At 61.1% G+C, this 19,836-nt stretch carries 20 protein-coding genes and 1 pseudogene; 10 read left to right on the top strand and 11 right to left on the bottom strand.

Annotated elements, in window-relative coordinates; translation table 11 throughout:
• Positions 1–155: 155 nt before the first annotated feature.
• Together ABV589_RS18050 and ABV589_RS18045 are read right to left on the bottom strand one after the other, a co-directional pair.
• Positions 156–447, bottom strand: a pseudogene (locus tag ABV589_RS18050) (PsiF family protein).
• Between the two features lie 63 nt (positions 448–510).
• A complete protein-coding gene (locus ABV589_RS18045; RefSeq protein WP_367082851.1) occupies positions 511–1,305 on the bottom strand; it encodes a helix-turn-helix transcriptional regulator in 795 nt (264 codons plus the stop codon).
• Positions 1,306–1,401: 96 nt separating this feature from the next.
• Here ABV589_RS18045 and ABV589_RS18040 point away from each other — a divergent pair, with 96 nt between their 5' ends.
• Positions 1,402–2,289, top strand: a complete 888-nt coding sequence (locus ABV589_RS18040) for a DMT family transporter (protein ID WP_367082850.1) — start codon at positions 1,402–1,404, stop codon at positions 2,287–2,289.
• 114 nt (positions 2,290–2,403) lie between these two features.
• Here ABV589_RS18040 and ABV589_RS18035 read toward each other — a convergent pair whose 3' ends face one another.
• The 3 genes from ABV589_RS18035 to ABV589_RS18025 form a co-directional block, all read right to left on the bottom strand.
• Positions 2,404–3,294 carry a triacylglycerol lipase gene (locus tag ABV589_RS18035; RefSeq protein ID WP_367082848.1) on the bottom strand — a complete coding sequence of 297 codons (891 nt, stop codon included), beginning with the start codon at positions 3,292–3,294 and terminating at the stop codon, positions 2,404–2,406.
• 90 nt (positions 3,295–3,384) lie between these two features.
• Positions 3,385–3,690 (bottom strand): multidrug efflux SMR transporter, encoded by a 306-nt coding sequence (locus tag ABV589_RS18030; RefSeq protein ID WP_329698823.1) that lies wholly within the window; start codon positions 3,688–3,690, stop codon positions 3,385–3,387.
• Positions 3,691–4,329: an NAD(P)H-dependent oxidoreductase gene (locus ABV589_RS18025; protein WP_367082846.1), complete on the bottom strand. Its 639-nt coding sequence runs from the start codon at positions 4,327–4,329 to the stop codon at positions 3,691–3,693. It lies immediately after the preceding gene.
• Positions 4,330–4,438: 109 nt separating this feature from the next.
• Between ABV589_RS18025 and ABV589_RS18020 the strand changes: the two genes are divergently transcribed.
• Both ABV589_RS18020 and ABV589_RS18015 read left to right on the top strand, forming a co-directional pair.
• The gene (locus ABV589_RS18020; RefSeq protein ID WP_367082844.1) at positions 4,439–5,389 is read left to right on the top strand and encodes a LysR substrate-binding domain-containing protein; all 951 of its coding nucleotides are present in this window, start codon (positions 4,439–4,441) and stop codon (positions 5,387–5,389) included.
• A gap of 100 nt (positions 5,390–5,489) precedes the next feature.
• Positions 5,490–6,023 carry a ferritin-like domain-containing protein gene (locus ABV589_RS18015; RefSeq protein ID WP_108592651.1) on the top strand — a complete coding sequence of 178 codons (534 nt, stop codon included), beginning with the start codon at positions 5,490–5,492 and terminating at the stop codon, positions 6,021–6,023.
• Between the two features lie 103 nt (positions 6,024–6,126).
• On the opposite strand, the gene ABV589_RS18010 is transcribed toward ABV589_RS18015, so the two are convergent.
• Positions 6,127–8,202 (bottom strand): AsmA family protein, encoded by a 2,076-nt coding sequence (locus ABV589_RS18010; protein WP_367082842.1) that lies wholly within the window; start codon positions 8,200–8,202, stop codon positions 6,127–6,129.
• A 385-nt stretch (positions 8,203–8,587) separates the two neighbouring features.
• Here ABV589_RS18010 and ABV589_RS18005 point away from each other — a divergent pair, with 385 nt between their 5' ends.
• The 7 genes from ABV589_RS18005 (at position 8,588) to ABV589_RS17975 (ending at position 14,008) form a co-directional block, all read left to right on the top strand.
• Positions 8,588–9,094 carry a hypothetical protein gene (locus ABV589_RS18005; protein ID WP_367082840.1) on the top strand — a complete coding sequence of 169 codons (507 nt, stop codon included), beginning with the start codon at positions 8,588–8,590 and terminating at the stop codon, positions 9,092–9,094.
• A gap of 175 nt (positions 9,095–9,269) precedes the next feature.
• Entirely contained in the window at positions 9,270–9,902 is a 633-nt protein-coding gene (locus ABV589_RS18000) for a TetR family transcriptional regulator (RefSeq protein ID WP_027613541.1), read from the top strand.
• Between the two features lie 245 nt (positions 9,903–10,147).
• A complete protein-coding gene (gene ureE, locus ABV589_RS17995) occupies positions 10,148–10,648 on the top strand; it encodes an urease accessory protein UreE (RefSeq protein WP_003221180.1) in 501 nt (166 codons plus the stop codon).
• The gene (locus ABV589_RS17990) at positions 10,645–11,319 is read left to right on the top strand and encodes an urease accessory protein UreF (protein ID WP_367082838.1); all 675 of its coding nucleotides are present in this window, start codon (positions 10,645–10,647) and stop codon (positions 11,317–11,319) included. The genes ureE and ABV589_RS17990 overlap by 4 nt, the downstream gene beginning before the upstream one ends.
• 23 nt (positions 11,320–11,342) lie before the next feature.
• Positions 11,343–11,957 (top strand): urease accessory protein UreG, encoded by a 615-nt coding sequence (gene ureG / locus ABV589_RS17985; protein ID WP_329698829.1) that lies wholly within the window; start codon positions 11,343–11,345, stop codon positions 11,955–11,957.
• 27 nt (positions 11,958–11,984) lie between these two features.
• Positions 11,985–12,557 carry a HupE/UreJ family protein gene (locus ABV589_RS17980; RefSeq protein ID WP_367082836.1) on the top strand — a complete coding sequence of 191 codons (573 nt, stop codon included), beginning with the start codon at positions 11,985–11,987 and terminating at the stop codon, positions 12,555–12,557.
• A gap of 317 nt (positions 12,558–12,874) precedes the next feature.
• Positions 12,875–14,008, top strand: coding sequence for an AGE family epimerase/isomerase (locus ABV589_RS17975; RefSeq protein ID WP_367082834.1), 1,134 nt, complete (start codon positions 12,875–12,877; stop codon positions 14,006–14,008).
• A 130-nt stretch (positions 14,009–14,138) separates the two neighbouring features.
• Here ABV589_RS17975 and ABV589_RS17970 read toward each other — a convergent pair whose 3' ends face one another.
• The 5 genes from ABV589_RS17970 to livM form a co-directional block, all read right to left on the bottom strand.
• Complete coding sequence (locus tag ABV589_RS17970; RefSeq protein WP_367082832.1) at positions 14,139–15,044, bottom strand: cation diffusion facilitator family transporter; 906 nt, start codon at positions 15,042–15,044, stop codon at positions 14,139–14,141.
• A gap of 198 nt (positions 15,045–15,242) precedes the next feature.
• The gene (locus ABV589_RS17965) at positions 15,243–16,007 is read right to left on the bottom strand and encodes an SDR family oxidoreductase (RefSeq protein ID WP_027613536.1); all 765 of its coding nucleotides are present in this window, start codon (positions 16,005–16,007) and stop codon (positions 15,243–15,245) included.
• A 945-nt stretch (positions 16,008–16,952) separates the two neighbouring features.
• On the bottom strand, positions 16,953–17,669 hold the full coding sequence (locus ABV589_RS17960) for an ABC transporter ATP-binding protein (protein WP_007967489.1): 717 nt from the start codon (positions 17,667–17,669) through the stop codon (positions 16,953–16,955).
• On the bottom strand, positions 17,666–18,538 hold the full coding sequence (locus tag ABV589_RS17955; RefSeq protein WP_166218085.1) for an ABC transporter ATP-binding protein: 873 nt from the start codon (positions 18,536–18,538) through the stop codon (positions 17,666–17,668). Before ABV589_RS17955 ends, ABV589_RS17960 begins: the two co-directional genes overlap by 4 nt.
• Positions 18,535–19,836 (bottom strand): high-affinity branched-chain amino acid ABC transporter permease LivM, encoded by a 1,302-nt coding sequence (gene livM / locus ABV589_RS17950; RefSeq protein ID WP_367082829.1) that lies wholly within the window; start codon positions 19,834–19,836, stop codon positions 18,535–18,537. Before livM ends, ABV589_RS17955 begins: the two co-directional genes overlap by 4 nt.

The raw sequence follows: 19,836 nt of genomic DNA, 5'->3' as shown, positions 1-19,836 counted from the left end.
AACGGCGTAAAAGGATTGGCAGTCTGCCAGCGATCCGGCGCCGAAGCGAGTAGATGCCCCGCATCCTGGTCGCGCCGAAAAGATCGCAGCCTGCGGCAGCTCCTACAGGATCGCGATCTCATGCAGGAGCTGCCGCAGGCTGCGATCTTTTGATCTTATTTTTTCTTCAGGCAATCACTCATGAAGGTCTTGCGCGCATCGCCGGTCAGCGCCTTGGTTTTCGCGTCGGCATTGCAGGTTTTCATTTTCTCCTGCTGCGGGGTCAGCACTTTGCCGTCATTGGCGGCGGCAGGTGCTCATGAAAGTCTTGCGCTCGTCGCCCTTGAGGCTCTTGGCGGTAGCGTCAGCATTGCAGGTGGTCATTTTGTTCTGTTGCGCCGTGGCGGCGAAACCCTGGGAACACAGGAGCAGACCGATCATCAACAAAGGCACACGCAACATCTTCATGGAGTTTTCTCCTTGTCGCCGCACCGATGGATGCGGCCTCTGCCGGAGTGTAGCCAAATCTTGTTACACCTTCCTGCCCTCCAGATGGCTACGTCGATATTGCTCCGGCGTACACCCGGCCTGCCGGGCGAACATGGCGATGAAGGCCGAGCCGCTGCTGTAACCGAGATCGAAGGCAATCTCCTGCACACTGCGGGTACTTTCCAGCGCCTCGATGGCCGCTAGATAACGCAGGCGCTGACGCCATTCGCCAAAACTCATGCCCAGCTCACGCACGAACTGCCGGGCCAACGTGCGCTCGCTGACGTGCACCTGCGCCGCCCAGTGCGCCAGCGGCTGGTTGTTGCCCGGATCGGCCTGCAACGCATCGAGAATCGCCAGTAACCCGGGATGGCTCGCATACGGCAGATAACACTCGTGTAATGGCGCCTGTTGCAGTTGATCGACCAGCACCTGGGCCAGACGCTGGTCGGCGTCGAGTTCGGGGATTTTCACATCGCGGGCGGCGAAGTCCTTGAGAATCGCCTTGAGGATATCGCTGATCGCCAGGGTGCAAGCGCGCGTCGGCAGATCGACACAGACCTTGGGATCGAGGCACACCGCACGATAGTTGACCGGCTGATGGCTGTAGAAACTGTGCTCGACCTGCGGCGGCACCCACACCGCGTAGTGCGGCGGTGACATGAAGCGACTGCCGTCGACGTCCATGTGCAGCACACCGTGGGCCGCGTACTCCAGCGTGCCCCACGGATGGCGGTGCGGCGCGGCGTACTCATGGGCGTTGAAGTCGGCGTAGCGGAAGTACACCGCTGACGGCAGTTCGCTGAAATCCAGCAGATCGATGTGTTTACTGTTCATGCTGTCCGGTTGCAGAGGCAGGTTGTCCGGTTCGCAGTATAGGCCTGCATCCAGACAGGGGATAATCAGCGTTCATCAACGTTCTGGTTTTGACCCATGCAATACGCGTTTCCCCTGCTGGCGATTTTCATCTGGGCCGGCAATACCGTGATCAACAAACTGGCGGTCGGGGCGATCTTCCCCGCCGAGATCGGTTTCTACCGCTGGCTGCTCGCCGGCCTGCTGTTCACGCCGTTCATGCTCAAAGCGGTGATCGCGCACTGGCCGCAGATCCGCCCCAACCTGGGCAGGATCTTCATCCTCGGCGTGCTGGGCATGGCGGTCTATCAAAGCCTGGCCTACTTTGCGGCGACCCTGACCACCGCGACCAACATGGGCATCATCCTGTCGCTGATGCCATTGATGTCGCTGGCCATGGCGATCATCAGCCTCGGCCAGCGTCTGACTGCCGGTGCACTGTTCGGCGCAGTGCTGTCGTTCGCCGGGGTGCTGGTGGTGGTGTCCTCCGGCAGCCTCGGCGCGCTGCTGCAACACGGGGTGAACCTGGGTGACGCGATGATGCTGATCGCCACCCTGGCCTACGCGATCTACAGCACCCTGCTGAAAAAATGGCAGCTACGCCTGCCGCCGCTGGTGTTGCTGTACCTGCAGGTGCTGGTGGCGATTGTGGTGCTGTTTCCGCTGTACGCCGCCTCGCCGAAAACCGGTTTCACCGCGCAAAACATTCCACTGGTGCTGTATGCGTGCCTGCTGGCCTCGATGCTCGCGCCGCTGGCGTGGATGCAGGCCGTGCAGCGTCTGGGGCCGAGCCGTACCACGTTGTTCTTTAACCTGCTGCCGGTGATTACCGCGCTGATTGCGGCGGTGGTGTTGAAGGAGCAGTTGGCGATGTATCACCTGGTGGGTGGGGTGTTGACGTTGGGTGGGGTGATTCTGTCGGAGCGCTGGACCACGGTGCTGGGCCGTAAAATCAGCGTTGCCTGACAAATTCCTGTGGCGAGGGAGCTTGCTCCCGCTGGGGCGCGAAGCGGCCCCTTTTAAAGCCGGGGCCTGCTGCGCAGTCCAGCGGGAGCAAGCTCCCTCGCCACAAAAAGCAGGTTAAACGCCGGCAGCCTTCAGCCGCGCCGCATGCTCGACAAACAACCGCACCGGATCCGCGCCCTTGCCCACCAGCCCCAGCGACTGGTTGACGATGTCGAAGTGATCCAGCGGATAGTCGTCACCAATCACCGTACCCAGGTGCGAGCTGTAACGCCCGACCATCCCGTCACATTGCCCCGGCTCGCGCACGAAGGTTTTCGCGAACAGCCGACAGCTGCGATTGGTGCCGTCAAACAGGTTGCCGCCGCGATCGGTCTTGCCCGGTTGCAACGTCCCCGACCACGAGTAATAACGCACGCCATTGACCTCTTCCGGCCCGTGTCCGCCCCAGGTTTCGGGCAGGCCCTGTGGATAACGCTGATTGAACAGCGCTACCCCTTCGCTGGTGAGCGATTGGTGCGAGGCGTGGATATCCACCGGCAGTTTCGGCCCGTGGTAACCGGTTTCCAGCAACGCCATCAGCCAGCCGACAATCCGCAGCAGCGCTTCGAGCAGACGACCCTTGGCAGTGTTCGCCGGGTAGTGTTGCTGCAGATAGTCGGCCAGTTCCGAACCATGATTGGGTCCGGCCACGGACGTCACCGAAGCGACCAGATCCGGCCGTTTGGCGGCGGCATAACGGGCGGTCAGCGAACCCTGACTATGACCGAACAGATTGACCTTGGCAGCGCGGGTCTCGCGCAGAATCTCGTCGATGCGCGCCAGCAGTTGCTCGCCGCGCACCTCGGTGGAGTTGAGCGGCGACACCTGCACCGCAATCACTGTCGCCCCGCCACGGCGCAAGGCCTTGATGATCCCGTACCAGTACGGATACAGCAGCAGCCGGATAAACCCGAGCATGCCCGGCACCAGCACCAGTGGATAACGTGTCGCCGTACCTTGTGACATGGGCAAACATCCTTGTGGTCGTGAGTGGATGCCGGACGTGCAAAACGCCCGCCAAGCATCCTCTCTGATGATGACAACTCCACGACCAGCCTACTTCAGGCCCACCACCCCCGCCACAATCAGCCCCACCGACAGCAGTTTCATCAGGGTCAGGCTCTCGCCCAACAGGGCAAAGCCGAGAAACACCGTGCCCAGCGAGCCGATGGCCGTCCAGATCGGATAGGCGATGCTCACCGGTAATTCACGCATCGCCAGGGTCAGGAAGTAGATCCCGCCAATCGCCGCCACCACCGTGATCAGCGACGGCCACAGGCGGGTGAAGCCCTCGGCGTACTTCATGCCCATGGCGAAAGTCACCTCGAAGCCGGCGGCGATCAGCAGGAACAGCCAGGCCATTTAGAACACCCGGGCGAGGTCGAGCAAACGCTGCTCGGCCTCGGCCACCGACACCGCGAAGGTGCGCTCGGCCGACTCTTCGCCCTCGGCCGCGACCACGGTGACGTCGTTGACACCGACAAACCCCAACGCCGTGCGCAGCCATGGATCGGCGTGATTCAGGGCCTCCAGCTCACCACCGGGGCCGAAGCCGAAACCGCCGCGACTGGTGACGATCAGCGCTTTCTTGCCCTGCAGCAGCGGGGTGTACTGGGCCACGCCGTTGTCCAAAGTGTGGTCGAACGTCAGGCCCAGGCGCACGATCTGATCGACCCAGGCCTTGAGGCCGCTGGGCACGCTGAAGTTGTACATCGGCGTGGAAATCAGCAGCAGGTCGTGAGCGAACAACTCGCCGACCAGCTGATCGCTGAGCGCCAGATCGGCCTGCATCGACAGTGGACGCGCCTCGGGTTCAGGATGAAACGCAGCCGCGACAAAGGCTTCGTTGACCGGCGGGATCAGCGCCCGTCCGACTTCTCGACGGGTGACCTGCGCCTGGGGATGGCGCACTTGCCAGGCGCTGAGAAAGCTTTCCGCCAGGCGCCGTGAATGCGAACGGTCACCCCGTGGGCTGGCATGGATCGCAAGAATTTTGCTCATCTGTATTTTCTCCGGACTAGAATCAAACGGCTTGTGGCTTGCAGCTTGAAGCGCGCGGCCGCGTTCCTTCAAATGAGCAAAAATCAGTCGGAATGAATTCATTTCATCCATGGAGTTTTCAATGTTCGCCTCGTTGCCGCTGACCGCGCTGCGCGCCTTCGAATCCGCTTCGCGCCTGCTGAGTTTCAAGGCCGCCGCGGAAGAACTGTCGGTCACGCCCACGGCAATTTCTCATCAGATCCGTACGCTGGAGGACTGGCTCGGCGTCGCCCTGTTCGAACGCTTGCCGCGTCAGGTGCGCCTGACCGAGGGCGGCGAGCGGCTGTTTCGCAGCCTCCACGGCGCGCTGCTGGAAGTGGCGCAAAGCGTCGACACCCTGCGTCCGCAACGCAGTGGCAGCAGCCTGACGCTGTCGACCACCGCCGCGTTTGCCGCGCTATGGCTGGTGCCGCGCCTCGGGCGTTTTTATGCGCAACACCCGAACATCAACGTGCGCCTGGATACCCACTGCGAAGTCATCGACCTGCATCAGGACGCCAGCGTCGATCTGGTGCTGCGCTACAGCCTCGACACTTACCCCAATCTCTACGGCCTCTGCCTGTTCGATGAGTCCTTCGGTGTGTACGGCTCGCCGGAGCAGGTGGCGCTGGCCGCCCGGCGCACGCCGGCGCTGATCAGCGTGCGCTGGCACAACTCGAAGCTGTATGCCCACGGATGGGAAGCCTGGTGCGCCCGCTCGGGTGAGCACTGGCTGAATCAGCATCCGGCGATCCGTGAATACGACGAAGAGCATTACGCCCTGCAAGCGGCGATTGCCGGGCAAGGTCTGGTACTGGCGAGCAATATTCTGGTCTCGCAAAGCGTCGCCAGCGGCTTGCTGGTGCCGTACAAGGGGCAGGTGCAGGTCGATGGTGCCGGGTACAGCGCGTTGTGTGTGCCAGGGCGCGAGCGGCATCCGCCGGTGCGGGCGTTTTTTGCCTGGTTACAGGAGGAGGCCGTGTTGTCCGGGCTGACGCCAAGATCGCAGCCTTCGCCAGCGCCTACAGGGGGCACGGCGTAAATCTCATAAAACTTTTTCCATCGCGCAGGACTCACAACCAGGGTATGCGATCACGCCTGTAGAGCGTGGCGCCCATTGGATTAGCCTCCTGGAGATCGAAATGAGCGATGACCTGCATTTGTCTGATGTACAAACCCTGCGCGAGCGCGCACGACAGCACGTCGAGAACGGCGCGGTAACCGAGGGCTACAGCGCCGACCGTGACGAGGTGCTGCGCCTGCTCAATGAATCGCTGGCCACCGAACTGGTCTGCGTCCTGCGTTACAAACGTCACTACTTCATGGCCAACGGCGTGAAAGCTCACGTGGCCGCCGAAGAATTCCTCGAACATGCAACCCAGGAAGCGCAACACGCCGACCGTCTGGCCGAGCGCATCGTGCAACTGGGCGGCGAGCCGGAGTTCAATCCGGACCTGCTGTCGAAAATGTCCCATGCCCAGTACGTGGCCGGGAACACCTTGAAGGAAATGGTCTACGAAGACCTGGTGGCCGAGCGGATCGCCATCGACAGCTACCGCGAGATCATCCAGTACATCGGCGAAAAAGACCCCACTACCCGGCGCATCTTCGAAGACATCCTCGCCCAGGAAGAAGAGCATGCGGATGACATGGCCGACATTCTGAAAGACCTCTGAACCTTCGATACCGCTATCGCGAGCAGGCTCACTCCTACAATTTTTGCGCTGTACCTGTAGGAGTGAGCCTGCTCGCGATGACGCTTTTACAGACGCTGAAGATTTACTTGGATGGCTTGACGGTCACGGGCGCCTTGCCCGCCTTCATCTGCTCAAGCAGCGGCGCGCACTGATTAGGCTCCCCACCGCTCGGCGCCACCAGCGCCAGCAGCCCCGCCGCGGGTGCGGCAATCACGCCCAGCGCGACCATCCCCGCCCCACGCAGCATCAACGGCACGGCCTTCACGCCAGCATCCGGCTTGATGAACTTGCCGCGCACGTACAACGGTGAACGCAGCGAAATCAGGCGCCAGCCCTTGGATTCCGGCGTTACGGTCAGGTCCAGTTGCTCGGTGGCCATGTTCGCCGTGCCGTCGATGTAGATGATGGCGTTCTCGGTGTCGAACACAAACAGCCGCGTGGTCGCCAGGCCAGTCTTGATGTCGAAGTCCGCCGCCGCGCAGTTGATCTTCACTTCCTTGTCGCCAAAGATCTTGCCGACCACATAGTTGCCGACGTTGAGACCGGCCAGTTCCATCAGCTCACGGCTGATCGCACCGTCGTTGATCAGCATCTTCAACTGGCCATTGGCGCCGCCGAGCAGCTTGGCCACCGAGTTGCCGCGACCGCTGATGTCGGCGTCGCCATTGAGTTCACCGAAGCTGGTTTTCATCGGCTCGAAGGTCGGGAACAACTGCTTGAGCTTGAAGCCGCGCGCGGTCAGTTTCGCCCGGCCTTCCAGCGGTTCGGCGCGACCATTGAGGCGGATCTGCGCATCCAGATTGCCACCCGCCACACCGAAGCGCAGCGGCTCAAGGCTGAGTTCGCCATCGTTGAGTTTCAGGTGGGTATAGAGGTCGGTAAACGGCAGCTTCTCGCTGTGGACGATGCGCTTGCCGGTGAACTCGACGTCGGCGTCCATCGCGCGCCAGCGTTCGGTCTTGAACTCTTCCACTGGCAGCACTTTGTCCGTCGGTTGTTTGCTCTCGCCGCCGCGGGCCTTTTGCTTGTCATTGGAGTCGGCGCCGATCAACGGCGCGAGGTCGGCGAACAGCAGTTGATTGGACAGCAGCGCACCGCTGAGCTTGGGCCGTGGCTGGCTGGCGACGTAGGTCAGATCGCCGTGAATGTCACTGCCGCCGATCTTGCCGTTGAACTGCTCGTAGGTGAATTTCGCCCCGGCGGCGTCATGCAATTTGGCGATCAAGTGACCGTCGGTGGAATACGGCGGCGTATCCGGCAGGGTCACGCCGGTCAGTGGATAGAGGTTGCCGAGGCTGGCGCCGGCCAGTTTCAGGCGCAGGTCGAGGGCACCGAGGTTGAGCGGGTCAGTGAGGGTGCCGGCCAGTTCGATGCTGGTGGCGCCGATCTTCGCCTGGGCCTGCAGCGGGAACGGTTTGTTCGCGTCCTGCAACGCCAGCAACCCGCCGATCTTGCCCTGGCCGGTGAGATTCTGGCCGTGGTACTGGCCTTTGACCTTCAGCGCAAATGCATAGTCCTGCGGCGCGGCGCCCTTGTCCTGGGCAGTCTTCGCGGCTTTGTCACCGACGATATCGCTGAACGGAATCGGCTTGCCCAGCGGATCGATCACCACGTCGAGGTTGGTTCTCAGCGTCTGGTCATCCAGCGTGACGTGGCCCTTGTCGAAGCCGATCGCCCCGATGTCCACCACCCAGTTGGAGGGTTCGGCATTCGGGTCTTTCGGGTCGAACTTGAAGGTCCAGTTGGCGCGGCCATCGGCCAGGCGTTGCAATTGCGCGTTGGGTTCGGTCAGGTCGATACGCGGGATCGTCACCCGTTGCGCCAGCAGGGCCAGCGGCGAGATGCGCAGTTCCACGCGTTTGAGCGTGACCATCTGCGGCTGCTTCGACCAGTCCGGGTTGCCCAGCGTCAGGTCCTCAGCCACCACGTGCGGCCACGGCACCCAGGCCCGCCAACCGCCCTCTTCCGGCTCGCGCTGCCAGATCACCGCGAGGTTGCCATTGATGGCGAACGGTCGATGCAGTTCTTCCGAGACTTTGGCGTTGAGTGGCGGTTTGATCCGGTTCCAGTCGAAGAACACGATGATCAGAACCAGTACCGCCAGCAGCAGTACGAGGATGGCGAAGGTCCAACTGAAGATTTTTCCGGTGCGCGTCATGCACAAAACTCCTGATGACGACCGCACGCCGACTTCGCGACGCACAGCTGAAACGGCGGGCCAAAGCGGCCCTCATGAAATCTACGACTGGCAAACAGTGCGCAGGTTTAATCGGAATATAGATTCCGTGGCAAAAAATCGCCCGAATGCTGACCGATCGGTCGAACAGCGTTACCGCCACCCGCACATTTGCGAGGCGCGAGTGAGTCGAAAATACCCACGGCGGTGCAAAACCACGGTCCGCAAACGCCCGAGCTAGAGCGCCTCGGCAGAACAATCAATTCTGTTGATTATTACCATTGCGTTTATGAACTTTTATATCGACTTATCGAGAGTAGCATTGGCTTCGTACCCACTTTATCGCCCTCCCAAGGAGCAACCCATCATGAAACGCCAATTACTGCTCAGCCTTACCCTGTCGATGCTAGCCAGCACTGCTTTCGCCCTGCCTGCTGCCGATCAGGCTACCCCACAAGTAAAAACCAGCCACTCGGTGTTCAGCCAGACTGTTGCTTCTGACGGTGGCGACCGCACTCCACAAGGTCAGACCCTGGCTGAAAACGGCCGCAATCGTCTGGAAGAAAAAGGCCTGGTACAAGATGGCTACGACAAGACTCCACAAGGCCAGGCTGTAGCAGAAGGCGGCCGTGATCGCTTGGAAGAGAAAGGTCTGGTGCAAGACGGCTATGACAAGACGCCACAAGGTCAGACTCTGGCATCCGATGGCGGCGACCGCACTCCACAGGGCCAAACCCTCGCTGAAGGTGGCGGTGACCGTACCCCACAAGGTCAGACCCTCGCCGAAGACGGTTTCGATAAAACCCCACTGGGCCAGGCCGTTGCCGAAGGCGGTGGTGACCGTGTGATCGAACGCAACAGCGCCTTGAGCTAAGCCCATGGCGGCCTGGAAAAAAAGCCCAATCAGCGGATTGGGCTTTTGATTTTTTCAGCACTGCAATCCGCAAAAACCCGTTTCCCCGCTCACCTCCCTCCCCCTGCCGTTCGACGCCAGCAAAGCCGATTTGCTAGAGTGCGGCGCTTGTCCTGCCTAAGAAAACGCCTTTGCGATGCTGCCCCGCGCCGAACAGAAACAACAGACCCGCAACGCCCTGATGGACGCTGCCCGCCATTTGATGGAAAGCGGCCGAGGATTCGGCAGCCTGAGCCTGCGCGAAGTGACCAAGACCGCCGGCATCGTGCCCACCGGTTTCTACCGGCATTTCGCCGACATGGACGAACTCGGTCTGGTGCTGGTCAGTGAAGTCGGCCAGACCTTCCGCGAGACCATCCGCCTGGTCCGCCACAACGAATTCGTCATGGGCGGCATCATCGATGCATCGGTGCGGATCTTCCTCGACGTGGTCAGCGCCAACCGTTCGCAGTTCCTGTTTCTCGCCCGCGAGCAATACGGCGGCTCGCAGCCGGTGCGTCAGGCGATTGGCCGTCTGCGCGAGAACATTAGCGCCGACCTCGCCGCCGACCTGACATTGATGCCCAAGCTGCAACATCTGGACGCTGCCGGGCTGAGCGTGATCGCCGACCTGATTGTCAAATCGGTATTCGCCACCCTGCCGGACATCATCGACCCGCCCGCCGAAGCCCTGCCGGAACATCTGACGCCACAGGCGAAAATCACCCAGCAACTGCGCTTCATCTTTATCGGCCTCAAGCACTGGCAAGGGCTGGGCAGTACCGAGTAAAAAACAAAAGATCGCAGCCTTCGGCAGCTCCTACACCCATTCCCTGTAGGAGCTGCCGAAGGCTGCGATCTTTTTTATTGGCTACAAATTGGTGCATGTAAAAATCTTCACGCACCAAAACCTTCCAAAATTCTGCAACATCTTGAAACATCCTCTACGCTCCGACAGGGATTTCCTACATCTCGTCCGGTTGGCAAGCCCCTTGCTCTAGCCCTCCTTATAAGTCCACTGCTGGAAGCTTTCCGATGCTGGTGATTCATCGCAGAATCGACCCTCAACCTGTCTGGTCCGCCGAGTTGCACCTGACCTTCGAAGCGCGGAGCAAAAGCCGTCTGCGCTGTTTCAGTGCCGATGGCGAAGACGTCGGGTTGTTTCTGGAGCGCGGTCAGGCACCGTTATATGACGGCGAATGCCTGCAGGCCGAGGACGGCCGCATCGTTCGCGTCTGCGCCCGCCCCGAGCAACTGCTGCATGTCACCTGCGCCAATGCTTTCGAACTGACCCGCGCCGCCTATCATCTGGGTAACCGCCACGTCGCCTTGCAAGTCGGCGATGGCTGGCTGCGCCTGCTCGACGACTATGTGCTCAAAGCCATGCTTGAACAGCTTGGCGCACAGGTCGAGGCGATTGAAGCGCCGTTCCAGCCGGAACACGGGGCCTACGGCGGCGGCCATCATCATTCGCGACACGGCGACGAAGATTTCAACTACGCGCCCAAACTCCATCAGTTCGGCGTACGCCTGTGAATCCGGCCTGGGCGCTGCTGCGCCTGGCCAGTCCGCAACTGCCGATTGGCGGCTACAGCTATTCGCAAGGCCTGGAAATGGCGGTGGATAACGGCCGCGTGAACAACCCGGACAGCGCCCGGCGCTGGATCAGCGATCAGTTGCTGCTCAACCTCGCCCGCTTCGAAGCGCCGTTGTTGCTCGCCCATTGTCAGGCGGCCGCCGAGGAAAACTGGCCCGAGTTGCTGCATCTCTGCGAAACCCACCGCGCCAGCCGCGAGACTCGCGAGTTGCATCTGGAGAGCCGGCAGATGGGTTACTCGCTGCAGCAATTGCTCAACGGTTTGCCGGAACTCGACGCGCCGGCCCGCCGCTTTCTTGAGCAATGCGCCGAACCGCACCTGGCCCTCGGCTGGGCACTCGCCGCCCGCGCCTGGCAGATCAGCCCGCAGGACGCCCTCGCCGCGTGGCTGTGGAGCTGGCTGGAAAACCAGCTCGCGGTATTGATGAAAACCCTGCCGCTGGGCCAGCAAGCCGCCCAGCGCCTGACCAGCGAACTGCTGCCGCTGGTGCAACAGGCGCAGCAGGACGCCACCCGCATCCATCCCGAACACATCGGCAGCGCCGTGTTCGGCCTGTCCCTGGCGTGCATGGCCCATGAGCGCCAGTACAGCCGTCTGTTTCGCTCTTAGGGCCTGTCATCTTGGAGAAGCACATGAACACACAACCCCTGCGCGTCGGCATCGGCGGCCCGGTCGGTTCCGGCAAGACCGCATTGACCCTGGCCCTGTGCCTGGCGCTGCGTGATCGCTACAACCTGGCCGTCGTCACCAACGACATCTACACCCGCGAAGACGCCGACTTTCTGGTGCGCAACCAAGCGCTGGCACCCGAGCGAATCATCGGCGTGGAAACCGGTGGCTGCCCGCACACGGCAATCCGCGAAGACGCCTCGATCAACCTCGAAGCGGTCGATCAACTGAACCGGCGCTTTCCGGGGCTGGATCTGATTCTGGTGGAATCCGGTGGCGACAACTTGTCGGCGACCTTCAGTCCGGAGCTGTCGGATCTGACCATTTACGTGATCGACGTCTCCGCCGGCGACAAGCTGCCACGCAAGGGCGGGCCGGGGATCTGCAAGTCCGACCTGCTGGTGATCAACAAGATCGACCTGGCGCCGCTGGTCGGTGCTTCGCTGGAAATGATGAACAGCGACACCCAGCGCATGCGCAACGGCAAGCCATTCGTCTTCAGCAACCAGAAAACCGGTCAGGGCCTGGAAGAGATCATCGCCTTCATCGAACGCCAGGGCCTGCTGAACGCCGCCTGACTTTTTGACCAACAAGGAAGCTTATCCATGACACTCAAACGCATTCTCGGCGCCGTGGCGCTGCTGCTGACCCCAGCCCTCGCCTTCGCCCACCCGGGCCACGGCGACAACGGTCTGGTCGCTGGCATCAGCCACCCGATCGGCGGCCTCGACCACTTGCTGGCGATGGTCGCGGTCGGCCTGTGGGCCGCGCAGCAACAAGGCGCGGCGCGTTGGGCGCTGCCGTGCACGTTCGTCGGCACCATGCTGATCGGCGGCCTACTCGGTTTTGAAGGGCTGGAGCTGCCGGCGCTGGAAAGCGGGATTGCCGCGTCGGTACTGGCGCTGGGCCTGGCGGTGGCGCTGGCGGTGCGTCCGCCGCTGGTGATGGCGGTGGCCGCAACGGCGCTGTTTGCGCTGTTCCACGGTGTGGCCCATGGTCTGGAACTGCCGGACATGAGCAGCCCTTGGGCGTATGCCGCCGGTTTCGTGGTTGCGACTGCGGCGCTGCACGCGGCGGGTTATGCGCTGGTTCGCGTCCTGCCTCAGGCTGCTGCACCCTTGGTGCGAGTGGCGGGTGCTGCTTCGGCGGTGACTGGCGCCTGGTTGCTGGCCGGTTGATCTCTATCGCCTGAACCAACCCCATCGCTGGCAAGCCAGCTCCCACAGTTGGAATGCATCCTCCTGTAGGAGCTGCCGCAGGCTGCGATCTTTTGACTTTGGCGGTTACAAGCCAGATCAAAAGATCGCAGCCTGCGGCAGCTCCTACAGAATCAGGTCGCGAATTCAGTTCAATGGTGGAAGAGTCATGCTGCGAACCCGATTCAATTGTGGGAGCGGGCTTGCTCGCGAAGGCGGACTGACAGACACCGCGTCTCTAAAGGCCGTCGCTCTGCTACCATGTCGCGCAATCGCCCCAGCCGTGACGACGTCCGCCAATGCCCCATGCTTGCCGCTCCACCTTCCTGCCCGAATTGACCGCCCTGTTCAGCGATGTGCATCAGCACTTTCTGAACGTGATCGTGCCGCTCTGGCAAGGCCCGGGCTGGAACGCCGACATGGCGCTGCCCTATGAGGCACTCGACGCGGCGCATCAACCCTTGCCACCGCAACGCTATCGGGCGATGGCCTGCGCACGGCAGCTGTACCTGTTTTCCAGCCTGATCGGGGTTGTGGATAACGCCGACGTACGCGCCGCCGCGCTGTTCCGCTCGCTGCAACGGCATTTCCACGATGCCGAGCATGGTGGCTGGTTCTACAGCATCGACGCGCAAGGCAAGCCGCTGGATCAGCGCAAAGACCTCTACACCCACGCCTTCATCCTGTTCGCCTGCGCCCATTACTGGGCCAAGTCCCGCGAGCCGCTGGTGGAATCCACGCTCAACGCCGCACTGGAAGTCATCGGCCGCCGTTTCGCCACCGGCGACGGGCTGTACGAAGCCTGCCTGGACCGCGACTGGATCACCCTGCAAACCGGCCCGCTGCAAAACCCGCTGATGCACCTGGCCGAAGCGTTCCTCGCCACCTTGGCGGTACGTGAAGACGCGGCGACGCAGCAAGCGCTGGTCGAGTTATGCACAGCCATGCACAAGCAGTTCGTCGATCCGCAACACGGGGTGTTGATGGAGAAACCGCTGGGGGCTGTGGATAACTGGTACGAACCGGGGCATCAGTTCGAGTGGTATTTCCTGCTTGAGTCTTCAGCCCTGCTGCGCGGCTCGAAACTGCACGCTGCGCTGGAGCGGGCGTTCGCTTTCACTGAGCAATTCGGGGTTGAACAGCCGTCCGGCGCCGTGCGGGCGATGCTCGATCTGCAACTGGACGGTCGCCCGAAGGATTCGACGCAACGGATCTGGGCGCAAGCGGAATACTTGCGCGCCCTGACCTTGCGCCCGGACAGCGAAGCCGCAGTGCTGCGCCAGTTGCAGGCGCTGCAGCAGCGGTTTCTGCATGCGGGCGGGTGGCATGAGTGCCGGGATGAGCTGGGAGAGGTCAGCCGCAAGGACATGCCTTCGACGACGCCTTATCACTTGGCGACGTGCTACAGCGGATTGGCTGAATACCTGAACTGATTGACTGAACTTATCCTGTGGCGAGGGAGCTTGCTCCCGCTTGAGTGCGCAGCACTCACAAAAATCCGGGGCCGCTTCGCAGCCCAGCGCGAGCAAGCTCGCTCGCCACAGGAGATTCAGCAGCTCTGAATCAGGCGATCCACTTCTTGTCGCCAGTAAAGCTGATGGTCAACCAGCGCGCCGCATCCGGCTCGCCTAACTGCGCCGAAATCTCCTCACGCAACGCATCCAGTTGCCCAACGCTCTGCAACCGGTAATCCGCCGGCAACACCACATGAATCTCGATAAAACGCGCCCGCCCGTGCTTCTGCACGTAGGTCACGTAGTCGTCGAAACCATGCTCGACCTTTGCCGCTTCCATGACCTGACGCACCAGATCATTCAGGGTGTCCGGGGCAATACCCAGTACATCACGCAGCGCCGGGCCAAGGATCTTGAACGCCGGCGGCAACATGGTCAGGGCCAGCACGATCAGGATCAGCGGGTCGACAAACTTCGCCCACTCGCCGAAGCCCTGCGCCTTGAGCAGTAACGCGGCGAGAAAACTGATCAACAGGCCGACCGAGAGCATCGCGTCCACCAGCCAACTGATGTTGTCGAACTGGATCAGGCTGGATTTGAGCTTGCGATTGCGCCGACGCACGTAGAAGAAATAGGCGAATTCGACGACGGTGAACACCGCCGCATAAATGATCACCAGTCCCAGCTCGATCTCGCGGCCACCGTTGATGATGCCGAACACACCGTTGAGAAACGCATAGATCGCGATCAACAGCAGGAAGCTGCCTTCGATCAGCAGCACCATCGGCTCCAGATGCCAGAAACCGAACTGGAAGCGGTGGTTGCTTTCTTTGGCGATCAGCCGTGCGGTGATCAGCATCAGCACTTTGATGAACGTTGCGATCAGCGAGAAAAAACCATCGAAAAGGATGGATTGCGAACCTGAAACAAAACCGGTGACGATCCCGGCAATCGACACGGCGAACATCAGGATGGTCGATTGTTTGAGCAGTGACTGCTCACCTCGGTTACTCACGTAGCCTCCTCTAAAAACCTTTGAACCGCGGGGTGCGGTGGAGTTTGTCGGAGTTGAGTTTACCTTATCGCCGGTTATGCCCGGTTTTGTGGCGAGGGAGCTTGCTCCCGCTGGGGTGCGGAGCGCCCCCGCTCTTCAGTGCAAAAAAACGGGCCTGCTGCGCAGTCCAGCGGGAGCAAGCTCCCTCGCCACAGGGTCTTACGCCTTGTTACGCTCGATGGCAAAACCGGCCCAGGTCTGGCTCACCGGCATCAGCTCCAGGCTGTTGATGTTGATGTGCGCCGGGGCATTAAGCACCCAGAAAATGGTCTCGGCGATGTCCTGCGGCTGGATTGGTTCGGCACCGGCGTAGGTGGCGTTGTAACGTTCCTGGTCACCGGCAAAGCGCACCAGCGAGAACTCGCTTTCGCACAGGCCCGGCTCGATGTTGCTGACGCGCACGCCGGTGCCCTGCAGGTCGCAACGCAGGTTCAGCGAAAACTGTTTAACGAACGCCTTGGTCGCGCCATACACGTGGCTGCCCGGATATGGGTAGTTGCCGGCGATGGAGCCAAGGTTGACGATACCGGCGCCACGGCCGTGAGCGATCAACCGTGGCAACAGCAGGCGGGTGCTGTACATCAGCCCTTTGACGTTGGTGTCGACCATGGTGTCCCAGTCGTCGAGGTCGCATTTCGGTGCAGGGTCGACGCCCAGCGCCAGCCCGGCGTTGTTGATCAGGCCGCGCAGCTTGGCGAACGACGGCGGCAGATTGGCGATCGCCTCTTCCATCGCTTTGCGGTCACGCACGTCGAGCACCAGACCATGCACTTCGGTCTGCTTCGACAGTTCGGCGCACAGCGCGTCGAGACGTTCTGCACGACGACCGGTCAACACCAGTTTCCAGCCAGCCTCGGCGAAACGACGGGCACAGGCTTCACCAAAACCGGAGGTTGCGCCGGTAATAAACAGGGTGTTGGACATCGTGTTCTCCTTGCGTCGGCCACGAGCGCGGCCATTGAAATAGAAAATCAGCAGCCAGCATGCCCGGCCCGGCACGGACGAGCAACATCAACCCATGTAGGAGCTGCCGCAGGTTCGGGCCGCGTTCGGACGATCTTTTGACTTTTAGGGACAAGATCAAAAGATCGCAGCCTGCGGCAGCTCCTACATAAGCGCACTCCAGATCAAAAATTGATCAACCGTTGCTACGCCATGTGGGGCGTGGCCTGTAGCCATGTGCACGCACGTTATCCACAGTCCCTTCCACAGTTTCCGGGGGCAAGTGGAAACGCGCAAAGCCGCGCCACACAAGGCTTTGCGCAGGAAATAGAAAGTTTTTTGCTTGACCCTGAAGCGGCTGTTGTGCCGGAGATGGCATTTTGCACGACCTACCGGTCAGAGCAGTGATTGCGCGAGGCCAGTAATTACGGCCCTCAGCGCGGTCTTTCCAGAGTTTAATCACAGACTTATCCACAGGCTTGTTCACACCAATTTGTCACTGCAGTGCAGCCTAGAAAAAGGTTGACAACAGCGTCTTCAGCCTCCGCAAAAATGCCTGATCAATAATCAACCACCGGCCTGCAAGCCACGGTTAACAAGGGCTGCAGCCAGCTACTCCCACGTTATTCACAGCCAGCTCCACAGCAAACGGGGACAAGTCAAAACTGTGGAAAAACAGCCATTTGCAGCGTCTATATGTCGCGCTTTGGCAGCTATGGGAATTTGTTTTCCACAATTCTGCCGAAGGTCACAATTTTACCTGTGGGAGCTGGCTTGCCAGCGATGGCGGAGTCACTGCCAACATCATTGCTGAATGGCAAACCGCTTTCGCTGGCAAGCCAGCTCCCACAGGGGCCTTGGTGAATTTGAGGAATGAAAAAGCCCCGGTACTTTCGTCGCGGGGCTTTGTGGACAACTCAGGAAGAATCAGTGCCCGCCCAGATAAGCGTTACGCACCTCCTCATTCACCAGCAGCTCTTTACCGGTACCGGTCAGGCGAATCTCGCCATTGACCATCACGTACGCCCGGTCTGACAGTTTCAGCGCATGGTTGGCGTTCTGCTCGACGAGGAAAATGGTCATGCCGGTTTTCGCCAGTTCCCGCAGGGTGGCGAAGATCTGTTTCACCACGATCGGCGCCAACCCCAGGCTTGGCTCATCGAGCAGCAGCAATTTCGGTCGGCTCATCAGCGCACGGGCGATGGCGAGCATTTGCTGCTCGCCGCCGGACATGGTCATCGCCCGCTGGGTACGGCGCTCTTCGAGCCGCGGGAACAGCTCGAACATGCGCTGCATGTCCTCCTTGGCGTACTTGTCGCCAATCGGGATGGTGCCCATCAGCAGGTTTTCCTCGACGGTCATGTCGGGGAACACCCGCCGCCCTTCCGGCGACTGCGCGATGCCGTTGGAGGCGATGTAGTGCGAGGACTTGTGGGTGATGTCGACACCTTGATAGAGGATCTGCCCGCCCGCCGCCCGTGGCTGGCCGAAGATCGACATCAGCAGTGTGGACTTACCCGCGCCGTTGGAACCGATCAGGCTGACGGTCTCGCCTTCGTTGATCTCAAGCGACACGCCTTTGAGGGCCTGAATCGGGCCGTAGAACACGTCCAGATCTTTGAGTTCGAGGATCGGTTTGCTCATACCAGCTCCTCTTCGTCGGCGCCCAGGTAGGCGGCAATCACTTTCGGATCGTTGCGGATCGCCTCAGGCCCGCCCTCGGCGATGACAATGCCGTGGTCCAGCACCACGATGTGGTCGGAAATGCTCATCACCATGCCCATGTCGTGTTCGATCAGCACCACGGTCAGATCGTGCTCGTCGCGCAGCAGCCGGATCATCGCGCTCAGCGCTTCGGTTTCCTGAGGGTTGAGGCCGGCGGCCGGTTCGTCGAGGCAGATGATCTGCGGGCGGGTGCACATGGCCCGGGCGATCTCCAGACGACGTTGCTGACCGTAGGACAGCTCACCGGCCAGACGATTGGCGCAGTCCACCAGATCCACCACTTCGAGCCAGTAGAACGCGCAATCCAGCGCATCGCTTTCCGCTTTGCGGTAGCCCTTGGTGTTGAGGATGCCGGCCAGCATGTTGCGGTTGACCCACATGTGCTGCGCCACCAGCAGGTTTTCCAGCACCGACATTTCCTTGAACAGGCGAATGTTCTGGAATGTCCGGGCCAGGCCGGCGCGGTTCACCAAATGGGTACCGCCGAACATCTTGTAGTACAGGCGACTGAGGAAGCTTTTCGGCGAGACGAAGTCGGTCGGTTTGAAAGACTCGCCCAGCAGCTGGATGACGTTGGTCTGCTTGCCGCGCACGTTGAGTTCGATCTTGCCGCCGGATGCCTTGTAGAACCCGGTCAGGCAGTTGAACACCGTGGTCTTGCCGGCGCCGTTCGGCCCGATCAGGGCGAAGATCGAGTTGCGTTTGACCTTGAGGCTGACATCGCTCAGAGCCTTGATGCCACCGAAGTGCATCATCAGTTTTTCCACAGAGAGTACGACTTCACTCATGGCGCAGTCCTCTCATAGTGAATGGCACCTTTGCGTGGAGTGACCCCGGTACGGCTGATGCGAATCAGCCCGCGTGGTCGCCAGATCATCATCAACACCATCAGGATGCCGAACAGCAGCACGCGGTATTCGGCGAAGCCGCGCAGCAATTCCGGAGCTACCGTCAGCACGAACGCCGCGATCACCACGCCGATGGTCGAGCCCATGCCGCCGAGCACGACGATGGCGAGGATCAGCGCCGATTCGAAGAAGGTGAACGAGGTCGGGTTGACGAAGCCCTGGTAGGTGGCGAAAAACACCCCGGCCAGGCCCGCGGTCGACGCACCGATGGTGAACGCCGAGAGCTTGACCAACACGTGGTTCAGGCCCATCGAGCGGCAAGCGATTTCATCTTCGCGCAGGGCTTCCCAGGCGCGGCCCACCGGCATTTTCACCAGGCGATGCTTGATGTACAGCACGGCCAGCACCACCAGGAACAACACCGCGTAGATGAAGTAATACTTCACGTCCGGGTTGTAGGCGATGCCGAAAAACTCATGGAACGGCACCCCGCCATCCTTGGCCCGCTTGCCGAACTCCAGGCCGAAGAACGTCGGCAATGGCGCCGGCATACCGTTCGGGCCGCCGGTCAGCGACAGCCAGTTGTTGAGGATCAGACGGATGATTTCCCCGAAGCCCAGGGTCACGATTGCCAGATAGTCACCGTGCAGACGCAGCACCGGAAAACCGAGGATACAACCGGCCAGGCCCGCGGTGATCGCCGCCAGTGGCAGTACGGTCCAGAAGCCCAGCCCGAGGTACTGATAACCCAGCGCCAGACCGTAGGCGCCGATGGCGTAGAACGCCACGTAACCGAGGTCGAGCAGGCCGGCCAGACCGACCACGATGTTCAGCCCAAGCCCCAGCAGCACGTAGATCAGCCCGAGGATAACCACGCCCAGCAGGTACGAGTTGGAAACAAACGGCACAATGACCGCGAGCACAATCAACAGTGGAATGATCCAGCGCAGGCGTGATTTGTGATCGGCAGGCAGCACATGCACACCGGACCCGGTGCTCTCGAAGCCGTCGAGAATCTTCAGGCCCTTGGGCGTCTGCAGAAACAGGCTGAGGGCAAAGCGGCCGATCATGACAATGCCGATGATCCACGCCACGCGGGTTGGTTCGAGGTTGAAGCTGTAGCCGTCGAGCACGACACCGACAATCGGACCAAAAACGATCAGGGCAATCAGGCCGGCCAGAATCGCCTCAACCAGGCTTTTTTTGATATCGATATTTTTTTGAGTGGTTGAAGACAT

The sequence above is a fragment of the Pseudomonas sp. HOU2 genome (assembly GCF_040729435.1).
Classification (GTDB): domain Bacteria; phylum Pseudomonadota; class Gammaproteobacteria; order Pseudomonadales; family Pseudomonadaceae; genus Aquipseudomonas.
Note: the sequence above shows the minus strand (reverse complement) of the source record. Positions and strands in the feature narration are given on the sequence as shown.

Excerpts from the sequence above, each read along its gene's own strand:
- ABV589_RS18025 (WP_367082846.1), bottom strand. The coding sequence starts at position 4,329 with ATGAGCAAAATTCTTGCGATCCATGCCAGCCCACGGGGTGACCGTTCG.
- ABV589_RS18040 (WP_367082850.1), top strand. The coding sequence starts at position 1,402 with ATGCAATACGCGTTTCCCCTGCTGGCGATTTTCATCTGGGCCGGCAAT.
- ABV589_RS17960 (WP_007967489.1), bottom strand. The coding sequence starts at position 17,669 with ATGAGCAAACCGATCCTCGAACTCAAAGATCTGGACGTGTTCTACGGC.
- ABV589_RS17975 (WP_367082834.1), top strand. The coding sequence starts at position 12,875 with ATGCCCCATGCTTGCCGCTCCACCTTCCTGCCCGAATTGACCGCCCTG.
- livM (WP_367082829.1), bottom strand. The coding sequence starts at position 19,836 with ATGTCTTCAACCACTCAAAAAAATATCGATATCAAAAAAAGCCTGGTT.
- ABV589_RS18005 (WP_367082840.1), top strand. The coding sequence starts at position 8,588 with ATGAAACGCCAATTACTGCTCAGCCTTACCCTGTCGATGCTAGCCAGC.
- ABV589_RS17965 (WP_027613536.1), bottom strand. The coding sequence starts at position 16,007 with ATGTCCAACACCCTGTTTATTACCGGCGCAACCTCCGGTTTTGGTGAA.
- ureG (WP_329698829.1), top strand. The coding sequence starts at position 11,343 with ATGAACACACAACCCCTGCGCGTCGGCATCGGCGGCCCGGTCGGTTCC.
- ABV589_RS17980 (WP_367082836.1), top strand. The coding sequence starts at position 11,985 with ATGACACTCAAACGCATTCTCGGCGCCGTGGCGCTGCTGCTGACCCCA.
- ABV589_RS18010 (WP_367082842.1), bottom strand. The coding sequence starts at position 8,202 with ATGACGCGCACCGGAAAAATCTTCAGTTGGACCTTCGCCATCCTCGTA.
- ABV589_RS18035 (WP_367082848.1), bottom strand. The coding sequence starts at position 3,294 with ATGTCACAAGGTACGGCGACACGTTATCCACTGGTGCTGGTGCCGGGC.
- ABV589_RS18045 (WP_367082851.1), bottom strand. The coding sequence starts at position 1,305 with ATGAACAGTAAACACATCGATCTGCTGGATTTCAGCGAACTGCCGTCA.
- ABV589_RS18000 (WP_027613541.1), top strand. The coding sequence starts at position 9,270 with ATGCTGCCCCGCGCCGAACAGAAACAACAGACCCGCAACGCCCTGATG.
- ureE (WP_003221180.1), top strand. The coding sequence starts at position 10,148 with ATGCTGGTGATTCATCGCAGAATCGACCCTCAACCTGTCTGGTCCGCC.
- ABV589_RS17955 (WP_166218085.1), bottom strand. The coding sequence starts at position 18,538 with ATGAGTGAAGTCGTACTCTCTGTGGAAAAACTGATGATGCACTTCGGT.
- ABV589_RS18015 (WP_108592651.1), top strand. The coding sequence starts at position 5,490 with ATGAGCGATGACCTGCATTTGTCTGATGTACAAACCCTGCGCGAGCGC.
- ABV589_RS18030 (WP_329698823.1), bottom strand. The coding sequence starts at position 3,690 with ATGGCCTGGCTGTTCCTGCTGATCGCCGCCGGCTTCGAGGTGACTTTC.
- ABV589_RS18020 (WP_367082844.1), top strand. The coding sequence starts at position 4,439 with ATGGAGTTTTCAATGTTCGCCTCGTTGCCGCTGACCGCGCTGCGCGCC.